This window comes from Neobacillus sp. SRL179 (assembly GCF_984799095.1).
In genome coordinates this window covers 4,810,001-4,833,358 of sequence record NZ_OZ481792.1, presented here as the reverse complement: position 1 = coordinate 4,833,358, position 23,358 = coordinate 4,810,001, and the positions used below count along the sequence as shown (strand labels likewise).

General features: G+C 44.1%; 22 protein-coding genes. 17 read left to right on the top strand and 5 right to left on the bottom strand.

The annotated features are described in order from the left end of the window. Positions 1 to 42 precede the first annotated feature (42 nt). Positions 43 to 1,185 (top strand): PP2C family protein-serine/threonine phosphatase, encoded by a 1,143-nt coding sequence (locus AC4E8C_RS23715; protein WP_490209078.1) that lies wholly within the window; start codon positions 43 to 45, stop codon positions 1,183 to 1,185. Between the two features lie 138 nt (positions 1,186 to 1,323). On the opposite strand, the gene AC4E8C_RS23710 is transcribed toward AC4E8C_RS23715, so the two are convergent. Next, a complete protein-coding gene (locus AC4E8C_RS23710) occupies positions 1,324 to 1,794 on the bottom strand; it encodes a Dps family protein (protein ID WP_490209077.1) in 471 nt (156 codons plus the stop codon). A 170-nt stretch (positions 1,795 to 1,964) separates the two neighbouring features. On the opposite strand from AC4E8C_RS23710, the gene AC4E8C_RS23705 reads away from it, so the two are divergent. From AC4E8C_RS23705 to cls, 3 genes are all read left to right on the top strand, one after another. Continuing rightward, entirely contained in the window at positions 1,965 to 4,781 is a 2,817-nt protein-coding gene (locus tag AC4E8C_RS23705; RefSeq protein ID WP_490209076.1) for a CHASE3 domain-containing protein, read from the top strand. Further along, complete coding sequence (locus tag AC4E8C_RS23700) at positions 4,778 to 5,629, top strand: CheR family methyltransferase (protein WP_490209075.1); 852 nt, start codon at positions 4,778 to 4,780, stop codon at positions 5,627 to 5,629. The genes AC4E8C_RS23705 and AC4E8C_RS23700 overlap by 4 nt, the downstream gene beginning before the upstream one ends. A gap of 271 nt (positions 5,630 to 5,900) precedes the next feature. Then, positions 5,901 to 7,400, top strand: coding sequence for a cardiolipin synthase (gene cls, locus AC4E8C_RS23695; protein ID WP_490209074.1), 1,500 nt, complete (start codon positions 5,901 to 5,903; stop codon positions 7,398 to 7,400). Between the two features lie 822 nt (positions 7,401 to 8,222). Here cls and AC4E8C_RS23690 read toward each other — a convergent pair. Both AC4E8C_RS23690 and AC4E8C_RS23685 read right to left on the bottom strand, forming a co-directional pair. Beyond that, entirely contained in the window at positions 8,223 to 8,477 is a 255-nt protein-coding gene (locus tag AC4E8C_RS23690) for a GlsB/YeaQ/YmgE family stress response membrane protein (protein ID WP_490209073.1), read from the bottom strand. Positions 8,478 to 8,554: 77 nt separating this feature from the next. After that, a complete protein-coding gene (locus AC4E8C_RS23685; RefSeq protein ID WP_490209072.1) occupies positions 8,555 to 8,917 on the bottom strand; it encodes a hypothetical protein in 363 nt (120 codons plus the stop codon). A 136-nt stretch (positions 8,918 to 9,053) separates the two neighbouring features. On the opposite strand from AC4E8C_RS23685, the gene AC4E8C_RS23680 reads away from it, so the two are divergent. The 7 genes from AC4E8C_RS23680 to AC4E8C_RS23650 all read left to right on the top strand — a co-directional run bounded on the left by AC4E8C_RS23680 (position 9,054) and on the right by AC4E8C_RS23650 (position 15,681). Further along, on the top strand, positions 9,054 to 9,377 hold the full coding sequence (locus tag AC4E8C_RS23680; RefSeq protein ID WP_490209071.1) for a YflT domain-containing protein: 324 nt from the start codon (positions 9,054 to 9,056) through the stop codon (positions 9,375 to 9,377). Positions 9,378 to 9,428: 51 nt separating this feature from the next. Then, complete coding sequence (locus tag AC4E8C_RS23675) at positions 9,429 to 9,611, top strand: hypothetical protein (protein WP_490209070.1); 183 nt, start codon at positions 9,429 to 9,431, stop codon at positions 9,609 to 9,611. A 115-nt stretch (positions 9,612 to 9,726) separates the two neighbouring features. Continuing rightward, positions 9,727 to 9,960, top strand: coding sequence for a DUF1146 family protein (locus AC4E8C_RS23670; protein WP_490209069.1), 234 nt, complete (start codon positions 9,727 to 9,729; stop codon positions 9,958 to 9,960). A 197-nt stretch (positions 9,961 to 10,157) separates the two neighbouring features. Beyond that, positions 10,158 to 11,027: a YwmB family TATA-box binding protein gene (locus AC4E8C_RS23665; RefSeq protein ID WP_490209068.1), complete on the top strand. Its 870-nt coding sequence runs from the start codon at positions 10,158 to 10,160 to the stop codon at positions 11,025 to 11,027. A 32-nt stretch (positions 11,028 to 11,059) separates the two neighbouring features. Further along, positions 11,060 to 12,370 carry a UDP-N-acetylglucosamine 1-carboxyvinyltransferase gene (gene murA, locus AC4E8C_RS23660; RefSeq protein ID WP_490209067.1) on the top strand — a complete coding sequence of 437 codons (1,311 nt, stop codon included), beginning with the start codon at positions 11,060 to 11,062 and terminating at the stop codon, positions 12,368 to 12,370. Positions 12,371 to 13,414: 1,044 nt separating this feature from the next. After that, positions 13,415 to 14,449, top strand: coding sequence for a stage II sporulation protein D (gene spoIID, locus AC4E8C_RS23655; protein ID WP_490209066.1), 1,035 nt, complete (start codon positions 13,415 to 13,417; stop codon positions 14,447 to 14,449). Positions 14,450 to 14,712: 263 nt separating this feature from the next. Next, entirely contained in the window at positions 14,713 to 15,681 is a 969-nt protein-coding gene (locus tag AC4E8C_RS23650) for a nuclease-related domain-containing protein (protein ID WP_490209065.1), read from the top strand. Between the two features lie 40 nt (positions 15,682 to 15,721). Here the strand turns inward: AC4E8C_RS23650 and AC4E8C_RS23645 are convergent, their stop codons facing one another. Next, positions 15,722 to 16,138, bottom strand: coding sequence for a VanZ family protein (locus tag AC4E8C_RS23645; RefSeq protein ID WP_490209064.1), 417 nt, complete (start codon positions 16,136 to 16,138; stop codon positions 15,722 to 15,724). 142 nt (positions 16,139 to 16,280) lie between these two features. Between AC4E8C_RS23645 and spoIIQ the strand changes: the two genes are divergently transcribed. The 5 genes from spoIIQ to AC4E8C_RS23620 all read left to right on the top strand — a co-directional run bounded on the left by spoIIQ (position 16,281) and on the right by AC4E8C_RS23620 (position 20,837). Continuing rightward, on the top strand, positions 16,281 to 17,108 hold the full coding sequence (gene spoIIQ, locus AC4E8C_RS23640) for a stage II sporulation protein SpoIIQ (RefSeq protein WP_490209063.1): 828 nt from the start codon (positions 16,281 to 16,283) through the stop codon (positions 17,106 to 17,108). 278 nt (positions 17,109 to 17,386) lie between these two features. Next, positions 17,387 to 18,490 carry an amidohydrolase gene (locus AC4E8C_RS23635; protein WP_490209062.1) on the top strand — a complete coding sequence of 368 codons (1,104 nt, stop codon included), beginning with the start codon at positions 17,387 to 17,389 and terminating at the stop codon, positions 18,488 to 18,490. Between the two features lie 117 nt (positions 18,491 to 18,607). Then, entirely contained in the window at positions 18,608 to 19,396 is a 789-nt protein-coding gene (locus AC4E8C_RS23630; protein WP_490209061.1) for a transporter substrate-binding domain-containing protein, read from the top strand. Between the two features lie 10 nt (positions 19,397 to 19,406). Next, on the top strand, positions 19,407 to 20,063 hold the full coding sequence (locus AC4E8C_RS23625; RefSeq protein ID WP_490209060.1) for an amino acid ABC transporter permease: 657 nt from the start codon (positions 19,407 to 19,409) through the stop codon (positions 20,061 to 20,063). A 51-nt stretch (positions 20,064 to 20,114) separates the two neighbouring features. Further along, the gene (locus tag AC4E8C_RS23620) at positions 20,115 to 20,837 is read left to right on the top strand and encodes an amino acid ABC transporter ATP-binding protein (protein WP_490212643.1); all 723 of its coding nucleotides are present in this window, start codon (positions 20,115 to 20,117) and stop codon (positions 20,835 to 20,837) included. 75 nt (positions 20,838 to 20,912) lie between these two features. Here AC4E8C_RS23620 and AC4E8C_RS23615 read toward each other — a convergent pair whose 3' ends face one another. After that, positions 20,913 to 22,151 (bottom strand): transcriptional regulator, encoded by a 1,239-nt coding sequence (locus AC4E8C_RS23615; protein ID WP_490209059.1) that lies wholly within the window; start codon positions 22,149 to 22,151, stop codon positions 20,913 to 20,915. 83 nt (positions 22,152 to 22,234) lie between these two features. On the opposite strand from AC4E8C_RS23615, the gene AC4E8C_RS23610 reads away from it, so the two are divergent. Further along, positions 22,235 to 23,344: a mandelate racemase/muconate lactonizing enzyme family protein gene (locus tag AC4E8C_RS23610; protein ID WP_490209058.1), complete on the top strand. Its 1,110-nt coding sequence runs from the start codon at positions 22,235 to 22,237 to the stop codon at positions 23,342 to 23,344. Positions 23,345 to 23,358 lie beyond the last annotated feature (14 nt).

Here is a 23,358-nt window from a genome sequence, read left to right as displayed (position 1 = left end):
CACGCCGGGGGTCAGGCACCTTGTTCTACAGAGGGGATAGTTATGAACATTGTCGTTGTTGATGATAATTTTACAAATCTAATGATCGTGGAAAAAATCCTCCAGAGGGCTGGCTATGATAAATTAGTGCTGTTGTCGTCTGCGAGGGAATTGTTTCAATATTTACAGCTTGATGAAGTGAATCCGGCTGAGGTCCCCGTCGATTTAATTTTAATGGATTTGATGATGCCGGAAATTGATGGAATTGAGGCGTGCCGAACCATTCTAGCAAATGAGCGCTTCCACGACCTGCCAATCATTTTTGTGACAGCCATGGGTGATTCTTATAAAATGGCTGCAGCGATGGATGCTGGAGCCCTTGATTATGTCATGAAACCCATTAATAAAGTGGAGCTCTTGGCCCGGATTCGGTCTGTTCTCCGCATCAAATATGAGAAGGACTTACGGAAGGAACGCGACCGCCGCATTCAATATGAACTGGATTTGGCGAAACAGGTGCAGCTGAGCATGCTCAGTGATCCGGTTCAAAATGAACATGTGAAAATTTCAGCCGTCTATCAGCCATCGTTTGAATTGGCCGGTGACTTGTATGCCTGGTACCAGATTAGCCCCAATCGCTATGGCGTGATTTTGCTTGATATGATGGGGCATGGGATCTCGTCCTCGCTGGTTTGTATGTACATATATTCTGCGTTAAAAGATACCATTACAGGGATATGCGATCCCGAATGGGTGATAAAGGAATTAAATCGGCGCATGAATCAGCTCCACATGCCTGATAGTTTGATGAATTATTATTTTACCGCCATCTATTTTGTTTTGGATACGGAAAAAAAGTCAATTGAGTACGTGAATGCGGGTCACCCCGCCGGCGTTGCGATTGTCGATGGGGAAGTGGAGCTTATGACGGAAGGCTGCTGTCCGCTTGGCTTTTTTGATGAAATTGAGGTCACAAAAGGGGTGATTCCGTACCAAGAGGGAGCACGCATCCTGCTGTTTACCGATGGATTATCGGAATGGATCGAGGAAGAATACGAAAATGCCTTGACGAAGATCATTCCAAGTTTACAAGAGCAGGACATGGATGATCCAGCGGTGTTGTTTGAACAGCTGCATTCAAGTTCCCTGCCGGAAACCGCCTCCAAGGACGATATGTGTTTGGTGATGATTACTACTAAAGGGTAACAATAACCGAAATAGGCACTGCGAGAAACTCGCAGTGCCCGGAGTAGTTTTTACATTATATAAGAATTTATTAGCTGACCAAGCGGTTCAGGTTCTCTGGTCAATAATGCCCGCCGCTAGGCGGGCACTGGTAATCTATTATTCTCCTAAATAAGCTTCCAGCATCCAACGATGTTTTTCTAAAGAAGTGCGGATCGCAATGAACATATCGGCTGTCGGCTGGTCATCGTTGTCCTCGGCCACTGTAATGCCCTCAGTCAATTCATTGCAAATCGTATTAAAATCGTCAACGAGCGCCTGCACCATGCCGGACGCATTTTCATCGCCTGCTGCTTCCTCAAGCGAAGACAGCTCCAAGTGCTCCTTCATCGTGGCCGTCGGTAAAACACCGAGCGCGAGCATCCGTTCAGCGATGGTATCAAGGTGCAGGGCTGCTTCCGTATACAATTCTTCAAATTTAATATGCAGGGTGAAAAAATTTTCTCCTTTCACATACCAGTGGAAGTGATGCAGCTTTGTATAAAGAACTGAAAAATTGGCTACTTGTTGATTCAATGTATCTGCGATTGTGGCCGTTTTTTCCTTCTCTTTTGATTTAGCAGTTGCCATATGGATCCCTCCGTTTGCAGTAATGATGTGTATAGTTATGCATTACCCGGTGCACTCGCATCTGAAACCATTATTTATTTTTTTCAAAAAATAGGTTTTAAAAGAGGGATGAGGGGGTAAACAATTCTGTAGTTGAAAAAGGTTACGGAAAAAACAAAGGGGGCGATTGTATGAAAAGGTGGAATTTTAACATACACGCTAAAATCATAACAGGTTATTTAACAATATTAATTTGTTTAGTGGTCTCGTTGTTAATCGTCATCAATAGAATGGCAGATTTACAGAAAGAGGTCGATTTCATTTCGGAGCACGATATTGAAGTCCACGACTTGGCCAATCAAATTCAAAAAAATATTCTCGATATGGAAACCGGGATGCGCGGTTTTGTTATCACGGGAAATGAAGAATATCTTGATCCCTATAATCAGGCCAGCCGCAACTGGCTTAATAGCTATAATAAACTTCATTCCTTGTTATCGGATAACAGCCGGCAGCAGCGGAGTTTAGAGGAAATGAAGCCGATGATTATGGAGTGGATGTCCGGTACGGGTGAGTTTGTCATTAATGCCAAAAGGGCCAATAATACAGAGGTGTTAAATCAGCACTTTGCGGAGAATAGAGGAAAGAACATAACGGACCAGCTCCGTACGCAGTTGGATTCCTTTCTTAGTAATGAAAAGCAAATTACGTTGAAACGGACGGCAGTGCTGAATCAAAACAATACGAATTTAAAAATTACCTTATATGTATTAATTATCTTAGTAACGTTGATCACGATGGCAACAGCCTTTTTCTTGTCCAATTCGATTGTTAAAACGATTAAACAGGTGGTCCGGTCGATTAGGGGAATTACCGATAGCAATTCTGAAGTCGATCTAACCACGAGGATTGTCGTCAATACCCGTGATGAGACGCAGGAACTGGCTGAGGCGATGAACAGCCTGCTGAGTAATTTGGAAAAGCAAAGCTGGATCGAACGGAGTATGGCCGACATTTCTACCATGTATCAAGGGATGACTGATAGCAAAGAATTAGCAAAAGCGTTTATTACGAAGCTGGCTCCGATGCTTAAAGCTACATATGGGGTCGTCTACCTGCGCAGGAATCAGGGCGGCGAGATTGATTTCGTTAAAGTGGCTGGTTATGCGATTAAAGAGGAAGAGCGCATGGCGCCAAGCTTTCGTTTGGGCGAAGGTTTAATTGGCCAGGCAGCCCTGGATCAACGAATTTTTCTCATTGATCAAATTCCAGAGGATCATTTTAAAATTACTTCAGGCTTGGGCACGTCCTCACCGCGGAATTTATTAATTGCCCCGATTCTTTTTGAGGGCAAGGTTGAAGCGGTGGTGGAGTTTGCGTCCCTTGAACCCTTCAAATCGCAGCATTTGACGTTACTGGATCTGCTTCAAGACAAGTTTGGTTCGGCCATCAACAGTGTAAACGGCCGAATGGAAGTGGAACGGCTTCTGGCAGAATCTCAAGTATTGACCGAGGAATTACAGGCCCAGTCCGAAGAATTGCAGGCACAATCCGAAGAATTGCAAATGCAGCAAGAACAGCTGCGGATCACCAATGAGTATTTGGAAGACCAGAATCAATCGGCCGAACAACGGGCCTTGGAATTGAAAAAAGCCAAGGATGAATTAGAACAGTATTCTATCAAACTAAAAATGAGTTCCCAATATAAGACCGATTTTCTCGCAAATATGTCGCATGAACTGCGGACGCCATTGAACAGCATTCTGATTTTATCGCAAATGCTGATGGAAAGTAACGAGGATATGGAGATGGATGAAGTCAATGAATATGCACGTGTCGTGAACACGTCTGGCGCTGATTTGCTCCGGTTGATTGATGATATTCTTGATTTATCAAAAATTGAAGCGGGAAAAATTGAAATTTTAACAGATGAAGTCAATGTAACAGAAATTCCCCAAACGCTGCGGAATTTATTCGATCCGGTCGCGGCCAAGAAGAATTTGCGGTTTGAGATTCTCACTAATCATGATGTACCACCCGTGATTTCAACAGACGGGCAAAGATTGCAGCAAATTTTGAAAAATTTACTTTCGAATGCATTTAAATTTACGGAAAAAGGCGGGGTCACGGTAAGGATTGAACGGGCCCGTGCTGAAAAAGTAGAGCAGCTGCCGGTGGTCAAAACGGCAGAACCGGTGCTGGCCATCTCGGTTACGGATACGGGAATCGGGATTCCGTGCGAGAAGCAGCAAATTATTTTCGATGCCTTTCAACAAGTGGATGGGACAACCAACCGGCATTATGGCGGGACAGGCCTCGGCTTATCAATTTGCCGAGAGTTTACCCGGCTTCTTGGCGGGGCTATTGAGCTCGAAAGCGAAGTGGACAAGGGAAGTACGTTTACCTTGTATATACCAAGCAAGCTAGATAATGAAGATATTCTAGAGGAACAGCTGGCACTCCAAGAGGCGGCCGCTACTGTCAGTGTGATCGATTCTGAGATGAAAGGCGGGCAGGAATGGACGGACGAGGATTCGGATTCGGATGCAGATGCAGATGCGGAAATCCCGTCACCCGGAGAAGCAGTTGCCGTGGCCAAGAACTCCGATGAACAGTTGTTTAAAGGAAAACGAGTGCTGTTAGTCGAAGATGACGGCCGCAATGTCTTTGCCTTAGTCAATGCGCTGGAGCGAAAGGGCGTTACGGTTCAAGTTGCCGAAAACGGGAAGCGGGCGATCGAATTGCTGCAAATTCAAGCCAACTTTGACTTGGTGTTCATGGATATCATGATGCCGGTCATGGGGGGCTATGAGGCGATGAAAATCATTCGTGAAGAACTTAAGATGTCCAATCTGCCAATCATAGCCTTGACTGCGAAAGCGATGAAAGGCGAGCGCGACAAGTGTATGGAAGCAGGGGCATCCGATTATATCATGAAACCATTAAACATCGATCAGCTCTTCTCGTTGATGCGGGTATGGCTGACAGAGCAGGTGAGTGCGCGTTGACAGATTTTTTAATAGAAAAAGAGGAGACCGCGGTGAACGAGCTTCAGGAGATTGAAATTGATCTCCTGCTGGAAGGTCTCTATCAAATGTATGGCTATGACTTTCGCGGCTACGTGCGGGCTTCATTGCGTAGACGGATTCTTAATCGGATGAAATCGGAGCGGCTCCCGACGGTTACAGCTTTGTTGGAAAAGGTTCTTCATGAAAAAGGGTATTTGGAGCGCTTATTGAATGACCTGTCGATTCGGATGACGGAAATGTATCGCGATCCCAGCTTCTTCGCAGCCTTCCGCCATGAGGTCGTACCGCTGCTGCGTGATCTTCCGGAAATTCGCATCTGGCATGCAGGCTGCGCAACGGGCGAGGAAGTGTATTCGATGGCAATCTTGATGCTCGAAGAGGGCTTAGCAGATAAAACGAAGATTTATGCCACCGATATGAATGAAAAGGCGTTAATCGCGGCGCAAAAGGGTGCCTTTCCGTTGAAAAAAATGCAGCAATACACGAAAAACTATTTAAAAGCGGGCGGGAAAAAGGCCTTCTCGGAGTACTATACGACCGACCACCAATATGCGTATTTTTTCCCGATTCTGGAAGAGAATTTGTTTTTCGCCCAGCATAATTTGGTGACGGATGGCTCGTTCAATGAGTTCCACGTCATCCTGTGCCGGAATGTAATGATTTATTTTGACAACGACTTGCAGCAGCAAGTCCATAGCTTGATGCACAACAGCCTGGCCGACGGCGGCTTCATCGGGCTCGGCAGCAAAGAGTCAATCCTATTTATGCCAAGCGGCATGCACTACCAAGAATTTAACGCCCATGAAAAGATTTACCGAAAAATCTAGTATACTAGGTGCCTGACACCCTTTGGGTGTCAGGCACCTTTTTTACTGTCCAGCACAAGCGCCCTAGCAGCTAGTGTCCTTCGCGCTCCGCCCTACGATAAGTCAACATCGATTCGCCTCCGGCTCATCGTGTTTCCTATATCTCAGTTGGAGCGCTCCAGGCCATACGCTGCTGACCAGGGCGCTTATGCTTTTCTTACGTTGGGCATCGTTGTTTCGTTTTTAATGGAAGGGGTATTTTATAGTAATAAAGAATTTGGGAGAACACCGTATGAAGATAAAACGTATGGAATGGGTTTTGGTGGTCGTAATGCTCGCCTTTGGCGACCTGGTCTTTTTTACAAATATCCCTTCAGAGTGGAAGCACCTATGTATCGCACTGTATGGGGTGATCATTTTCTATACTGTCGTCGACCTTTGGCTCGAAAATCGCGGTGCCCAAACGACGCTGCTATGGACATACATTTTGGTGCTGCTGCCGGTGCTGGGCTATATTTTTTACGTGTATTCAGGTCAATTACTGGTTACAGGCGAGCTGTTTAAGAGCAAGCGCACGCTCGACCGCCAGCTTTTCGAAGCACTAGGCAAAAAGCAGCGTACGTTGGATTTAACCGATTATAATGAGCACCAGCGCAGTTTTGCCAGCTATTTGGAACGGGTCACCTTAACGGACCATAACCAGAACACGAGAACTACGGTGCTCCGGAATGGCGGTGAGACCTTCGCTGAAATTAAACGGCGCCTCAAAGAAGCGAAGGACTTTATCCACCTAGAATACTATATTTTTCGTGATGATCGGCTCGGGAAAGAACTGATTGCTATTTTAATAGAACGGGTTTTGGCTGGGGTGGAAGTCCGATTGATTTACGATGCGGTCGGCAGTTACTCCCTTTCAAAAGCGGCAATTAAGGAGATGGAGGCGGCTGGGATTCAAGTCCAGCCGTTTTTACCGCTAAAGCTAGGCTGGTTTAATCAAAAGCTAAACTTCCGCAATCATCGAAAGATCATTGTGATTGATGGAAAAGTCGGCTTCGTCGGCGGCTTAAATGTCGGGGTCGAATATCTCGGCGAAAGTGAGGAGTTTGGCTTTTGGTGCGATACCCATGTCGTGCTCGAGGGTGAAGCCGTGCAAACCTTACATGCGGTCTTTTTATTGGATTGGAAGTATGCCTGCGGTGAGACGCTGTTTGATAACGAACGGTACATGGAGCCAGTACCTGCTCCCGGAGATGGTCTTGTGCATGTCGTCGCCACCGGTCCGGAAACGCGCGACATGAGTGATCACTATTACGCGATGATCACGTGTGCTACCGAATCAATTTGGATCGCAACACCGTACTTTATCCCCAATCAAGCCATTCAAACCGCCCTCCGGGTGGCAGCCCGCAGAGGCATCCAGGTACGGTTGATGGTGCCTGACACCAATGACGGTTTTCTCACCCAATATGCGACCCAGTCCTATTTCCCAGAATTGCTGCGGGCGGGAATTGAGATTTATTCTTATGAAAAAGGCTTTCTTCATAAAAAAATCATCATTGTCGACGGCGACTTAGCCTCGATCGGTACGGCCAATGTCGACATGCGCAGCTTTCATTTGAATTTTGAAGTGAACTTGTTTTTGACAGGAACGGATTCGATCCATAAACTAGTGGAGCATTATGAGGAGGACGTAAAAGATTGCCGGCGCATTCGCCCGGTTGAGTTTTATAAGCGGAGCGTGAGTGTGAAGTTCAAGGAATCCTTTGCCCGGCTGTTTTCAGGGGTTTTATAAATGGAAGTTTCCAATCCAGGCGGGTGGTCCGCCTGGATTTTCTAGCTGGTCCCTGCGGGAATTTTTGCGGGTGGAAAGTAAAACAGGAAAAGTGGAAAGTAAAGGTTCAAAGGTGGAAAGTAAATGTGCGAAACCGGAAAGTAAGCAGGAATCCTCCCTTAAAAAGGTCATTAAAATGTCGCCTCGATAAAGGGAGACAGCTATTAATAGGACGATCACTAGATAATAGAGAGAAATATAACCCGATCCAGGCTTTACGCCTGGATTTTTAGCTGATCTCTGAGTGGAATTTAGGTAGTGGAAAGTAAAATAGGAAAAGTGGAAAGTAAAGATTCAAAAGAGGAAAGTAAATCGCGAAAAGTGGAAAGTAAATGTGCAAAACCGGAGAGTAAAAGCACGAAAGTGGAAAGTAAGAGGAAGTCCCCCTAAAAAAGGTCATTAAAATGCGGCCTCGATAAAGGGAGACAGCTATTAATAGGACGATCACTAGATAATAGAGAGAAATATGACCCGATCCAGGCTGCGCGCCTGGATTTTTAGCTGGTCCCTGCGTCAATTTTTCGAAGTGGAAAGTAAAATAGGAAAAGTGGAAAGTAAAGATACAAAAGCGGAAAGTAAATCGCGAAAGTGGAAAGTAAATGTGCGAAACCGGAAAGTAAAAGCATGAAGCCGGAAAGTAAGCAGGAAGTCCTCCCTTAAAAAGGTTATAAAATGCAGCTTCGATAAAGGCAGACAACTATAAAAAGGACGCTCGCTAGATAAAGCAGGTTTCCAAACCAAAAAAGAGACTGCCATATGCGGCAGTCTCTTCAGTGTATTTCGTTACGCTGCGTGTTTTCTTCCTTTTAAGATGAAGCTTAAGATAAGGACTAGGACGATTGCACCAATGAGGGCCGGTATAATGAAGAATCCGCCAACCTCAGGTCCCCAGCCGCCTAGTAGTAAAGAACCTAACCAAGCTCCGATAAAACCAGCGATAATGTTACCGATGATGCCTCCAGGGATGTCACGTCCTAGAATAAGTCCGGCTAACCAGCCGATGATGCCTCCGATAATTAATGACCAAATAAATCCCATGATATTTCTCTCCTTTCAATTTTTCAAGAATGATAATGACTATGGTTATTTAGTACCCGTTTGGCTAAGATGTAAACTTATTGATGAAAAAAATTATCTTGGTTTTGCTTCAGTCTTTCTTTAAAGCGGGTCTCACGATGGTCCAGGTTGGACTCTAAGAAATGCTGACAAAGCCGCAGTTCAAAGGTACGCTTCTTAAATCCTGCCTCATCCCGTTCATCCAGACATTTGTCAATTTCTCTTTTTAATAGACTGATCTTGGAAATCACTTCAGCTCGGCGCTTTTGGTCGCGAACCAGCAGCTCTTTCTTTTTTTGCGTATTTTCTAAGGTGTAATCCGTTAGCTTGGTTAAGCGCAAGCCGCATTTGCACAGCGTTTCGCCCACGTTTAACACCGTAAATTCGTCGTTTCCACATTTTTTACAAATCAGTTTCTTCATATAAACACCTCCATTAATTGTATGTTGGGAGATATATACCCATATTTCTTACAGTAATAACTTAATAGAAAAAGAGGTTTTAAGTTTTTGAGGAGTGGTTATATACCTAATAAAATCACATAAGGAGGAATGTAACATGGCAGTTGTAAAATTAGTAGAAAATGGCGTACAAGCTCGAAAGGAAATTGAACAATTGATCATGGGCGGGTTTGACAAGGACGACATTTACTTATTGGCCCATGATAAAAGACGTTCAGAGGATTTAACGGATGCGCTTGATATAAACGATATTAGTGTAGAAGAGCAAGGTGTTCTTGATTCAATCGCGAACGTGTTCCGAACAAGGGGCGATGAGCTCCGCACGAAGCTCGAGTCACTGGGATTATCGACAGAGGATGCCGAGCGATTTGAGGAAGAACTGGACCATGGTAAGGTCGTCGTTGTAGCTTCTGCATCATAATGGAGGGGGATTCCCCTCCATTTTTTAAACAAAAATAATGGGGTGAATCAAATGAAGTTTTCACAGCAAAGTTTAGAGACATTACTGGGTGGGAGAAAAGTTGCTCGCCATACCGCTCAGGAGAAACGCGATAGGAAACCACACTTTGAGAAGCCGATTATTCATCGAGAAATTAATGGGGACAAGGTGTACGTTCCGTTAAATTTGAATCGGGTCTGGGATGGAACAATCTAAACGAATCGGCCGTTAATTATTGCAATTTTCCAAAATTAACCTTTTCATGTAACTTTTCGGACTTTTGCGCGTCTGTGTGATAGAATGTTGGGTGAGTTGAAAAGGAGGCAGATCGATGGAAGACTTCGGGCAAATGGCGTTAATTAGTATTTTATCTCATTTGGTGTTTATTGCCTTATCCTGGTGGGCCCTACAGGCAGTCAGGCTTGAGAAGCTGCTAAAGCCGAATCACGTTTTTCAGGCGCGCTTACTATACATATTATTAGCCATTTTCATCGGGTCGTCTGTTAGTAACTTTTTCCTTGACTATCTTGGGTGGTCGCGGCAATTACCACTGATTCTACAATAATGGAAAAAATTTAGGTCTTCTTACATGTTCCCATTTGTTGATTAATTGAGTACAATCGAGGTTATGTGGAAAGCTAAGTTTGTCCCAAATTTGGTGAATGAATTTACATTTTAAAAAAAGAATGTCTAAAAGTGACGACTTTTCCCAAGTATCACGCTCACACTCCCTGGCAACAATGGTAGGGAGGGGGAGTAGAGATGAAAAAAAATGTAATGATTTTTCTATATATGCTTTTGATTGTAAGTGTCATTCTGGTTGTGATAGGGAATCAAACGAATTTTGTTCGCGCTGACAAGGTGTTCCGTGACGGCCAAGACTTTTTTCGCCAGCAGGGTATGGGCGCCGTAGGTGCCAGCTCTGTAAATGCGGAAGAACGTTCCGACGGCAACTTGTCGCTTTTTCCAAAAGGTACTGATGATTTAGCGAAAATCGGCGCTGTTTTAGAAGCCGAGGATATTTTGCTCGATGGTTGGACTTTTTATGCACGGGAGCATGTTTTGGACATGAAGAGTGTTGAGGATGTGAAGGAGTACGCGGATGGGCTTCGGTTGATGTTTCCTGATTGGAAATGGACTGTGACGAATACGAACCAAAAATGGGAAGTGACTGCAGTTTCTCCTGCTAAAAACCACCAAGAATCGCTTCAAATTATGGCAACCCACACAAAACAACCTGTAAATGCGTATATAGTATATAGGGTTACTGGTACTGAGTGGAATGAGGCGTCCAAGTCTTTTTTCACTACAGACACATTTAAAAATAGGCTTTCTGACATATTTCGTGGAAATCCTACAGTTTTTTCTTGTATGAAAGGCGTTTTCAGTGATAAGATTGATGAGGCTTTACCTACTACAATGGGAAGGCTGTTGTCAAGATTTAATGGAAAAGAAATCGAAGCGTTAAAAGAGGAGTCTTTCATGTCTGTTTCGGCGAAATCTCCGTTGTTTGCAGGCTCGATTGATCATCAAAAAAATAGCATGAATTTACAAATTGGTATACGCTCCGAAGGATTGGGCGCTCAAACTACTGTGGTAGTTGGAACCCCTATCATTACGATTGAATATTAATATAGAGAAAATGGACGCGGAGGGGAATACTCTTGGAAAAGATCATCGTCCGCGGCGGACAAAGGTTATTTGGAACGGTTAAAGTTGAAGGTGCAAAGAATGCCGTTCTACCTGTTCTCGCTGCAACATTATTAGCAAGTGACGGAAAAAGTGTGTTACGTGATGTACCGACACTCTCCGATGTATACACAATTAATGAAGTCTTACGCAACCTAAATGCTGAAGTGGTATTTGAAAATAATACAGTTGTTGTTGACGCATCCAGAGTGTTAAAAGAAGAGGCGCCGTTTGAGTATGTTCGTAAGATGCGTGCGTCTGTGCTTGTTATGGGTTCATTACTCGCCCGCAATGGCCGGGCACGTGTGGCATTGCCTGGCGGCTGTGCAATTGGATCTCGTCCTATCGATCAGCATCTAAAGGGCTTTGAGGCCATGGGTGCGAAGGTGAAGGTAGGAAACGGCTTTATTGAGGCGGAGGTTGACGGCCGCTTAAAAGGTGCAAAGATTTATTTGGATTTCCCAAGTGTTGGGGCTACTGAGAATATCATGATGGCAGCAACTCTTGCGGTGGGTACAACGATTATCGAGAATGTCGCAAAAGAACCAGAGATTGTGGATTTGGCGAATTTCTTGAATAAGATGGGTGCACGGGTGAAGGGTGCCGGTACGGGAACGCTTCGAATTGAAGGTGTGAATGTATTGTTTGGTGCGGATCATGCGATTATCCCTGACCGGATTGAGGCAGGTACGTTTATGGTAGCTGCGGCGATTACGGGTGGAAATGTGCTGGTCAAAGGCGCAGTTCCAGAACATCTTTCTTCATTGATTGCAAAAATGGAAGAGATGGGCGTCGAGATTTATGAGGAAGAGGATGGCGTTCGCGTCATTGGTCCTGATCATTTGAAGGCTGTTGACATCAAAACGATGCCGCATCCAGGTTTCCCAACGGATATGCAGTCGCAGATGATGGCGTTGCTGCTTAAGGCAGAAGGCACGTCAATGATTACGGAAACGGTGTTTGAGAATCGCTTCATGCATGTGGAAGAGTTCCGCCGCATGAATGCAGATATTAAAATTGAAGGCCGTTCGGTTATTTTAAATGGTCCAGCGAACCTGCAAGGCGCTGAGGTATCAGCTACCGACCTTCGGGCAGCGGCTGCATTGATTTTGACTGGTTTGGTATCGGAAGGCGTGACACGCGTGACCGAGTTGAAACACTTAGACCGCGGTTATGTGAACTTCCACGGCAAGTTGGCGGCGTTAGGCGCTGACATCGAGCGTGTGAAGGAAGCAGACGAAGTCTTTGCCGAAGTTCCAAAATTCGTTTCTGATTTAAATGCCTAATATAGATGTAGGTTAAATAAGAGGTCCCTTATAGAGTGGAGTTGTCTGATATCAGACCTGACTGCTGCTTTTAGGGGCTTTTTTGTTTGGTTTTTTTGTTTGGTGAGGTGAGTTGCTGCGTTGTTTATGGTGTGGTGTTATTCCATTGTTTGTGGCTTTCGTGGTGTCAGGCACCATTTGTCAGCTTTTGAACTTGGTTAAGGTGTTATTTAGTTTGAGCATTTTGGTTGGTTTGGGCTAATGGAAAGTAAAAGGATCAAAGCGGAAAGTAAATGTTCAAAAGAGGAAAGTAAAATAGGAAAAGTGGAAAGTAAAACTCTGAAACTGGAAAGTAATATGTTCAAAGCGGAAAGTAAGAGGGATGTTCCATTAAAAAGGTAATTAATATGGGACTCATATAATGGGAATCATCCTACAAAAAAGGACACTCTATGATAAAGGAAAGAAAATGACCTAATCCAGGCTGGGGCCTGGATTTTTAAGTGGTTTCTGCATAGATTTTGGGAGTGGAAAGTAAAGTAGAGAAAGCGGAAAGTAAATGTTCAAAAGAGGAAAGTAAAATAGGAATAGTGGAAAGTAAATCTCCGAAACTGGAAAGTAAAATGTTCAATGCGGAAAGTAAGAGGGATGTTCCATTAAAAAGGTAATTAAAAGTGACTTCAATAAAGGGGAACAACTATAAGAAGGACGTTCTTTACGAAAAGGGAAAGAAAAATGACCAGATCCAGGCTCAAACGCCTGGATTTTTAGTTGGTTTCTGCCTGGATTTTGAGTATAAAAAGTAAACGGAGTTTTCATCACTAATATAGTGCAATGGGTGTCAGGCACCGTTAATCAGCTATTTACTTTGATTACAGCATTACTACATTGTTAGCATTCCTATCGGTGCCTGACACCAACACCTATACCAACGCAAGCACCAACCAAATTGATGAATCTCCCCAAAAATATGTAATAAATGCTTGTCCGCCTCCATATGTATGAATTGAGACGCATCCTGGCAGTTCGTGCTGGCTGTGAATTTTACAAACTGGAGGCACTTTCATGAAAAATATCAAACCACTCGTCGTAGTAGCATCACTTCTCATTGCCTTGACCTTAATCGTTCCCGCAGTCCTGGTGTTACCATTTTCGGATGGGCAGCAGTCGAGCGGAAAATTAGGGGAAGAGCTAAAAAAGGCCTCAGCGAAAGAAAAGACTTCTACAGTAGACGCGGATACAGCGGTAGAAGTAGCGGTGTTTCGTTCATCACAGAAGGTTATTGAAAAGGTACCTTTAGAGAATTATCTGATTGGCGTGGTAGCCGCCGAAATGCCAGCCGAATTCAAGGAAGAAGCATTAAAGGCACAGGCTTTAGCGGCAAGGACCTATATCGTAAACCGTTTAATCAGCAAGGATACGATGGGCGTGCCAAAGGGCGCACAGGTGACGGACACGCAAATCCACCAAGTGTATATGAATGATGAGGAAATGAGACGGGACTGGGGTAAGGATTATTCTTGGAAAAAAGAAAAAGTCGTTGAAGCAGTTCAAGCAACTAGCGGGCAAATTCTGACTTACGAGGGAAAGCCAATTGACGCGTTGTTTTTTTCCACAGGGAATGGCTACACGGAAAACTCAGAAGACTACTGGTCTGGTAGTTTTCCTTATTTACGAAGTGTCTCAAGTCCATGGGATAAAAAGTCTCCGAAATTCTCTAATCAAAAGGTGCTGACAGTTAAAGAGTTTGAGTCCAAGCTGGGTGTGAAAATTGGTTCAGGATCTACGATTGGAAAAATTGTTGCCCGTACGGCAGGAAAGCGAGTGGGCCAAGTGGACTTTAATGGCAAGGTGTTAACCGGAAGGGCGATTCGTGATAAATTAGACTTGAAATCCTCCGATTTTGCCTGGGAGCGCAAAGGGAACAACATTGTGATTACCACTAAAGGATTCGGTCACGGTGTCGGCATGAGCCAGTACGGCGCGAACGGAATGGCCGAGGAAGGCTCTGATTATAAAGAAATCGTGAAGCACTATTATCAAGGTGTGGAGATTACTTCCGCAGAGAATATGATCGCGACCATTACGGCGCAGAAATAGTAGAAGCCAGGCATGGATTGTGCCTGGCTTTTTTGGTGGCGGAAAGTAAAAGGTTCAAAGCGGAAAGTAAATGTCCCGAACCGGAAAGTAAAACAGGAAAAGTGGAAAGTAAATCCTCTAAACAGGAAAGTAAACGACTCAAACCGGAAAGTAAATGAACACCTCCGCAAAAATTCCATAAAACAGACATAACTTTATGTCGATTTTTGCAGGAAAGATGGCGTAGTCAAGAGAAAAACAAAAAAAAGAAAGGAGTGATGGGATTGATTGAAGAATGCAGCAATCATTCTATAAGAATTCAGAAATTAGACGCACTGCTTGACGGGAGATTGCCTGCGGATCACCCAGCTTTGCCTGAAATCACCAATGAATATAAAAGAAGGCTCGCTGGTCAGCGGGGAGAGAAATCATTGTACTTCTACCTTAGCATGCTGTCTGAGACAAAATATGTCATTTTTCACGGATTACGCCTCTCCTATAAGGGGTTCTTTTTCCAAATCGACTTTCTTGTTCTGTGTGCAGCCTTTGCCATGGTGCTTGAGGCAAAAAACAGAAGCGGGGAAATTACCTTTGAAAAGGAATTTCATCAGGTGACGTGTAAAAAGAACGGGGAAGAAGAAAGGATTCAGAACCCCGTTTTACAGGCTAAACTGCAAGCGCAAAAGCTGAGGGCCTGGTTTGCGGAACATAAGTGCGCCAATATCCCCGTTCATTACCTCTTTGTTAACACCAATGAAAAAACCCTCATTCTATCCGACCCAAACAATGAAGATGTCACCCCTCATATTTGCAATAGTGAGGTGTTGCTAGACAAGATTGAAAAGATTGCGACACTGAATAAGGTGGATAGGATGGATGGAAAAGAGCTGCGCAAACTGAAAAAACTTCTCCTTAATAAACACGCTCCGGAAAATCCAGATGTGCTGAAACCTTATAACCTATCTCCTAAAGAGATTCAAACTGGAGTAACATGTCCTACCTGCAAATTTTTACCGATGGCTTATCAATATGGGGGTTGGCACTGCCAAAAGTGTAACGCGAAGTCTAAAACCGCTCATATTGCTGCGATCAATGATTATTTTCTTTTAATCAAACCCACGATTACCACTGCAGAGCTTCGGGTCTTTCTTCATATCGATTCCATTCGTGCCTCAGGTAAACTGTTAGCCTCCATGAATTTACCTTTTACAGGTAACTTTAAAAACCGAGTCTACTATCAGCTCGACGAATAAAAAACCACCGCCAATTTGTGGCAGTGGTCCATAACAGTTCTTATAATACCCGCACGCGCTCCAGCATACGGCCAAGCCGCGCAAACTTCCCTTTAAATAAAGCACCCCTGATAAAGTAAAAGCTCACGAGAATCCCTGTGAAGTCCTTGACAAGGTCAAACCAGGACGCTGAGCGGTAGGAGTAGAAGGATTGGTGAACTTCATCACTGATGCCGTACAAGGCTGCAAACACGGCACAGGCCACATTCCACGCAGGTGTAAAGGCTGATTGGCGCGTTAAGAACGCCAAGACTAGTAAAACATACAAAATCGCAAACTCTATTAAATGGAGCGATTCCTTCATCGTGTGGTCGAGCTTAGAATCCGGCAATTCCACGAATTGATTGGATGGCAGGCTCGACATAATGAACACCGCTGCCATGTATAGAAGCGGCAGGATCCGCAATACATACTTCATGACAAACACCTCCGAAAATTTTTTTCAACACTTTATGCATAAAAACATACACACTGTTGAAAAATAACTTTTTAAAAAATTTTTTTGACTAGTGTATATAATTCTACTTATCTGTTCAGAATGATTGCTGAGGTGATGATAAATGAGAGAGGAAGAAAACAAACGATCTTCTCAAAGTTCCAGCGCAAAACGCTTTTTCAAAAAGCGTTGGGTATTTCCAGCCATCTATATCGCAAGTGCAGCAATCATTTTAACCGGAGTTCTTTGGTACCAATCAAGCAGCAGTGACACAGATAAGTTCGATTATAAAGCCACTGACCTGAGCGGTAAAAAGAATGAAACACCAGCAGTTGAAGTTAACAAAGCAATGGAAAACTTCAAAATGCCTGTGACGAGTGCCGATGAAGCAGTTGTGAAAACGAAATTCTATGATTTCCAAGGTAAAGCAGCAGACCAGGAGGCAGCATTAGTATTCTACAATAATACGTATGTGCCGAACACTGGGATCGATATCACTACGAAAAAAGGCGAAAGCTTTGATGTAACCGCATCACTTAGCGGAACCGTCACACGTGTGGAAGAAGACGCAACCCTTGGCAACGTCATTGAAATCGAGCACGACAAAGGTATTGTAACACAATATCAATCCGTAAAAGACATCAAGGTCAAGGTTGGCGATGAAGTCAAACAGGGACAAGTTCTTGCCAAGGCTGGACTAAGCTTGTTCAATGAAAAAGCTGGAACCCATGTGCATTTTGAAATTCGTAAAGACGGTGTAGCTGTAAACCCAACAAACTATTTTGAAAAATCGTTGAGTGCTTTACAAGAAGACACACTTTCCGATGATAGCAAAGAGTCGTCCAAAACGCCAGATGCTAAGGAAGATGAAAAAAAGATTGAAGACCCAGCTTCCGGAACGCCAAGCAAAAACGACGAATCAACAAACAAAATAAAAAACACAAACTCATAAGACGTAACAAAGGGGAAGGGGAATCAACACTTTCCTCTTTTTTTTGTTTCTAATGTAGTTTGGCTATTTATAGGGGAAACGGTGTCAGGCACCAATAGTATCACCAAAATAGTGGAAATAGTGCCTGACACCGATAGTACTGTTTTTACATATGTATTATTGTTCAATGTTTCACAATCGAGCTTAATACTATCAACATAATTTAAAAGTTAAGTTGATTGAATAGATAGAATTGTTGTACTATTTGTTTATTACTTTTTTGGATGGGAGTGTTTTGCGTGGGGGGTATTTTTGAAAAACAGATATTGACGTGGTTTGAGGATTTTCATGCGAATCCAGAGGTTAGCTGGAAGGAATTTAGAACCACCAACAAAATTGCAGAGATTTTGGAAGGCCTTGGGGTGGCCAGCCAGCGTTTCTCTGATGTAACAGGTTTGATCGCTGAGATTGGTGAAGGAGAAGACGTGGTTGCCGTCCGGGCAGACATGGACGCATTATGGCAGGAGGTGGATGGCGTCTGGCAGGGAAATCATTCGTGCGGGCACGACGCCCATATGTCAATGGTTCTTGGAGCCTTGCTCTATTTGGAAAATCAGCCGCAGCCCTTAAACAAAAAAATCCGCTTTATTTTTCAGCCGGCTGAAGAAAAAGGGAGCGGCTCGATTGCAATGGTAGAGCACGGTGCATTAGAAAAGGTAACCCATCTGTTTGGGGTGCACCTCCGGCCAATCGACGAACTGCCATATGGAAAAATCGCTCCTGCTATCTATCACGGGGCCTGTATGTTCCTTGAAGGGAAAATCATCGGAATCGATGCACATGGAGCGAGACCGCACCAAGGAAAGAATGCGATTGACCCTGTAATGGCGTTGTACCAATTTGCGAAGTCCCTTTATTTTTCACCGTCTGAGTCGTATTCGGCGAAACTGACAAGAATCATGGCGGGGGGCGACAATGTGAACATTATCCCCGGAACAGCTGAGTTTGCCTTTGATCTGCGGGCGCAGAAGAATGACATCTTGAACCAGCTCAAAGAGAAAATGGAAGCAGGGATGAACGCGATAAAATCTCTTTACGATATTGAAATCGAGTGGGAGTGGACCGATTATACACCAGGAGCAGAGGTATCAGAGGAAGCCGCAGCGATTGCGGAACAGGCGATCCGTCACATGGCTGGAGACAGCGGCCTTGCAGCACCAGTGGTCACGCCTGGCAGCGATGATTTTCATTTTTATACAATAAAAAAACCGCAATTGAAAGCGACCATGATTGGCATCGGGTGTGATCTGCAGCCAGGATTACATCATCCCAACATGATCTTCAATCGTGCGATCCTCGACCACGGTGCACAGATCCTAGCGGAAACAATTCGTCGGGCATAATATTAATTTTTGAAAAGTTAGAAAATTGCATTGACGCCCATATAGGTTTGTTTTACTATAATATAAACGTCTATTTAACGACAATTAATGAATAAAAATAAACAGGGGTGAATATTGATGAAAAAATGGATATTGGCAACGGGTTTGGTTTTTTTAATGATCATCATGGCAGCATGCGGCAGCAAGGAAACGAGTGGTGGTTCTGCAGATGGCGGCACGCTTAAAGCCGTTAAGGATAAAGGAGAAATTCAGATTGCGATGGAGGGTGCTTATCCTCCGTACGACTTTATCAACGATAAAAATCAGTTAGAGGGATTTGACGCGGATATTGCGAATGAAGTGGCCAAAAAACTTGGCGTGAAAGCAAAACTTGTGCCAACTCCATGGGATAGTATGATTCCTGCTTTAACAGGGAAAAAGTTTGACATTATCATTTCTGATATGGCCATTACCGAAGAACGAAAGAAGAAAGTATCGTTCAGTGATCCGTATTTTACAACTGGTAATCAACTTTTCGTTCCAAAAGATTCTTCGATTAAAGAACCAAACGAAATGAAAGGAAAGAAAATTGGCGTGACAATTTCGACGACAGCGTCTGAGATGGCAACCAAGAACGGGGCCGATGTTAAATTATATAAAAATGATTTCCTTGCGTTTGAGGACTTGGCAGCAGGAAGACTTGACGGCGTAGCAACAGACCAAGGCGTGGGAGCTAAAATTATTATTGATAGAAAATATGATTTTCAGGCTGTGGATGGACTGCTGAATACGGAGTTGGCAGGAATGACGATCCGTAAAGACGATAACGAGCTTCGCAAAGAAATCAATAAAATCATTAAAGAAATGCAAAAAGACGGCAGCTACGAGGCAATCAGCAAAAAATGGTTCAATAAAGACATCCGATAGGAGCAAAAATATGTTAGATTTTTCGCTTGTACAAGAATATATTCCCTTTCTGCTAAAGGCATCCGTTTTGACAATAGAGATTTCCATTCTATCGATTATCTTGGGATTAATCATGGGGATCATCATCGTCTTAATGAAGATTTCGAAATTTAAGCCGTTCTCCTTATTTGCAAGTTTTTATATTTGGTCACTCCGGGGAACGCCCCTGTTGGTGCAATTATTTTTAGTTTATTTCGGATTACCGCAAATAGGAATTGAACTGGATCCGTTCTCTGCGTCGGTCCTCGCACTTGGCATTAACGCGGGGGCTTATATTGCGGAAATATTACGGGGCGGGATTCTATCGATTCCAAAGGGACAAATGGAAGCGGCTCAGTCGCTGGGATTGAGCTACCCGAAAATCATGCGGCGGATTATTTTTCCACAGGCATTAAGAGTCAGCCTCCCGGCAATTGGCAATGAATCAATCACATTATTAAAAGATTCATCACTTGCCTCTCTTGTCACGGTGTCTGAATTGATGATGACGTCGCAGAGATTTGCCTCAACCAACTATGCTTTTATCGAATTTTATATTACGGCTGCACTATTCTATTTAGTGATGACGACCATCCTTTCATTTTTCTTGCGGAAAATTGAATTTCGATTGGCAGTCAGTGAACGTTAGCCATGGGAGGGCTTTATTGTGTCAAATAAGGTGAAAGACCGTCTTCACCCCATTATTGAAATTGAAAATATGCATAAGAGTTTCCACCAGCTTGAGGTGTTAAAGGGGATTGATTTACAGGTATATCCTGGTGAGGTCATCGCGTTGATTGGTTCGAGCGGATCGGGGAAAAGTACACTTCTTCGCTGCCTGAATGGATTGGAGACCTTAACAAGCGGCCAGGTGAAAATTGATGGAATTGAACTCAATTATTCGGCAAAAAGTATCCAGCAAATTCGCCGGGAAGTAGGCATGGTTTTTCAACAGTTCAATTTATTCCCGCATTTGACCGTGTTAGAAAATATTATTGAAGCACCCGTGCATGCTTTAAAAAAGTCAAAGGCAGAAGCGATCAAAACGGGAGAAGCCCTTTTAGATAAGGTCGGACTGAAGGATAAAAAAGATGTCTACCCGCGCAAGCTTTCTGGGGGACAGCAGCAGCGGGTAGCGATTGCCCGGGCGCTGGCAATGAATCCGAAAATTATGCTGTTTGATGAACCAACATCTGCACTAGACCCAGAGCTTGTCAGTGAGGTCCTTTCGGTTATGAAGGATTTAGCCGAAGAAGGCATGACGATGCTTGTGGTGACGCATGAAATGATGTTTGCCAAGGAAGTAGCAGACAGGGTGATTTATATGTCTGACGGCGTCATCGAGGAACAAGGTCCGCCGGCCGACTTATTCAGTAATCCAAAAAGCGATCGCTTGAAGAGCTTTTTAAAAAGGGTCGTGTAAGTAAAAGTGTGGAAGGACAGGAAAGTCTGCCGAAAGCAAACTTTCCTTTCTTTTATCGCTGGGCTGGGGAAACCTCTACATGTAAACTGGTAAAACAAGCTGATAAATGGCTCTCGGCCGGCCTTGTTGATAGGTCATCTCTTCACCGACAATTTTTACGTAGCCATGGTCGCCGAGTTTTTTTAAAATCCGCTCAGTGGACCGCCGGGTGACCTGAAGATAAGCAGCTAAATCCGCGGCCGTAAATGGCACCGTTTGCCGGGATTTACTAAATTCAATCAGTTTGGAAAGATTGGCCGGACTTAATTTCGTCTGCTTGGCGATTTCGAACAAGGCGGGATCATCATTCTTCAAGCGGTGCTGTTTTCTTTTATGGGCAAATGGCTGCAGCAGTTCTTTTTCTTCTGTCAGGATGAAGATGCAGCTGTCCTTTTCCTCCTTTTCAGCAAAGCGCAGGGCAACCTTGGCATTTTGATCGGCATCCGTTGTCGTAGCACCATAGCCAAAGCCAGCTGTGATATTTTTTAAAAAATCAATGTCTTGTTCCAGCAGGGCCTCGATGTCCCCGCGCGTGCTGTACAAAGCAAACAGGTTTTCATCGAGCTTTTGCGAGGGGGCATTCAGTTTATGGGCGAAGCGGTCGATCTCTGCTGGCATCGAGGGCGCCGACACATACCCAACCGCCACCTGGGAAGCCTTGCTTTTGTATAGCTCCGCTTGACTTTTTGCAGCCTGCAAGCCTTTTAGCAACGAAATCTTCGGGTCGGTAACACGAAGGGATGGAACGTTTAATGCCTGCAGGCGGTCATAAACGGCATGGATACTGGTTAAGGCCATATCGACTGTCCCCTGTTTCCAATGATTCAAATGGAAGTTTACAATACGGGTCAGATCAAAATCAGTTTCTACCATCTTGCGATAATCTAGTATTTGTAACGGTTTTACCGTCAAATGGATCTCCTCAAACACATTTGAAACCACCGCTTTATCAATAATATCAATCGAAATCCGTTCAGGGCTGATTTTTTTCGTATATAAGATTGATAGCAGGGACGAAGAGATGGAAAGTTCATCCGTTGCAAAATAAAGTGAGGGAATGGGCAAGGATTCGCGTTCGTTTTTTGAAAAAAAGAAAGGCAGCGCCCCTGAAAAAAAGATGACATCGCAAGGCTTCATTGTTCGAACAAGCTGAGGGGCATCCTGCGGTTGTTGGTAAATATAGGGCTCAATTTCAATATCAGCGAGCTGGGAGGAAACAGTATTCAATTCATCGATAAATTCAGCCGAACCAATGACGGCGATTTTTGTACTCATAGGACACCTCTTTCCATTAAACGTCTATTTAACGACAATATATCAAATCGACTAAAATCTGTAAACATAAAAGGAGAAATAGAATGAAAATTACAGCAATTCATTTATATGCGATTCAATTACCTTTAATCGATCCCTTTGTGATCAGCTATCATTCTTATGACACGATGCCATCTGTTATTGTGAAGATGGAAACGGATGAGGGGATTACAGGCTACGGTGAAGCGGTACCGGATGAACATGTAACCGGTGAAACATGGGAAGGAATCTTTCACACTATTAAACATACACTTGGTCCCGCTTTGATTGGGAAAAATCCGCTCGAAATGGAGAAAATTCATGACCTAATGGATCATGTCATCTACACGGCCCCGACAGCAAAAGCTGCACTTGATATCGCCTGCTTTGATATCATGGGGAAGAAATTGCATCAGCCTGTTTACCAGCTGATTGGCGGCCGCTACCATGACCAATTTCCGATTACCCATGTGCTAAGTATTGGCGAGCCAGGAAGCATGGCGGATGAAGCTTTTACAAAGGTAGAACAGGGTTACCGCTCTTTTAAAATGAAAGTCGGTACAACCGTGAAAGCGGATGTGGAACGAATAAAAGCAGTCCGCCGCCGGGTTGGAGACGATATCGCCATTCGGGTTGACGTGAATCAGGGCTGGAAAAATAGTGCGGCCGCCCTGGTGGCCCTAAAGCAATTAGAGGAGTGTGCGATTGACTGGGTCGAACAGCCCGTTGCTGCCGATGATATCGATGGATTAGTCGAGGTTAAGGCAAAAACAACGATACCTGTCATGATTGACGAGGGTCTAAAAGGGCCGCGTGAGATGAAAGAAGTGATTATCAAGCGGGCGGCTGATAAAGTGAACATTAAATTAATGAAATGCGGCGGGATTTATCCTGCGGTAAAATTGGCTGCCCAAGCGGAGATGGCCGGGATCGAGTGCCAGATTGGCTCCATGGTAGAATCGTCGGTTGGCTCGGCTGCCGGTTACCATGTGGCTTTTTCAAAAAAAATTATCACGAGCGTCGAGTTGACGGGACCGTTAAAATTTGCGAAGGATATCGGCAATTTACGCTATGATGTGCCGTTTATCCGTCTCACAGAAAAAGAAGGATTAGGCGTAGACGTGGATGAAGACATATTGGCAGAATTAACGGCGTTTCAGGACGTTGTTCGCTAGAGGCAAGGGGGATT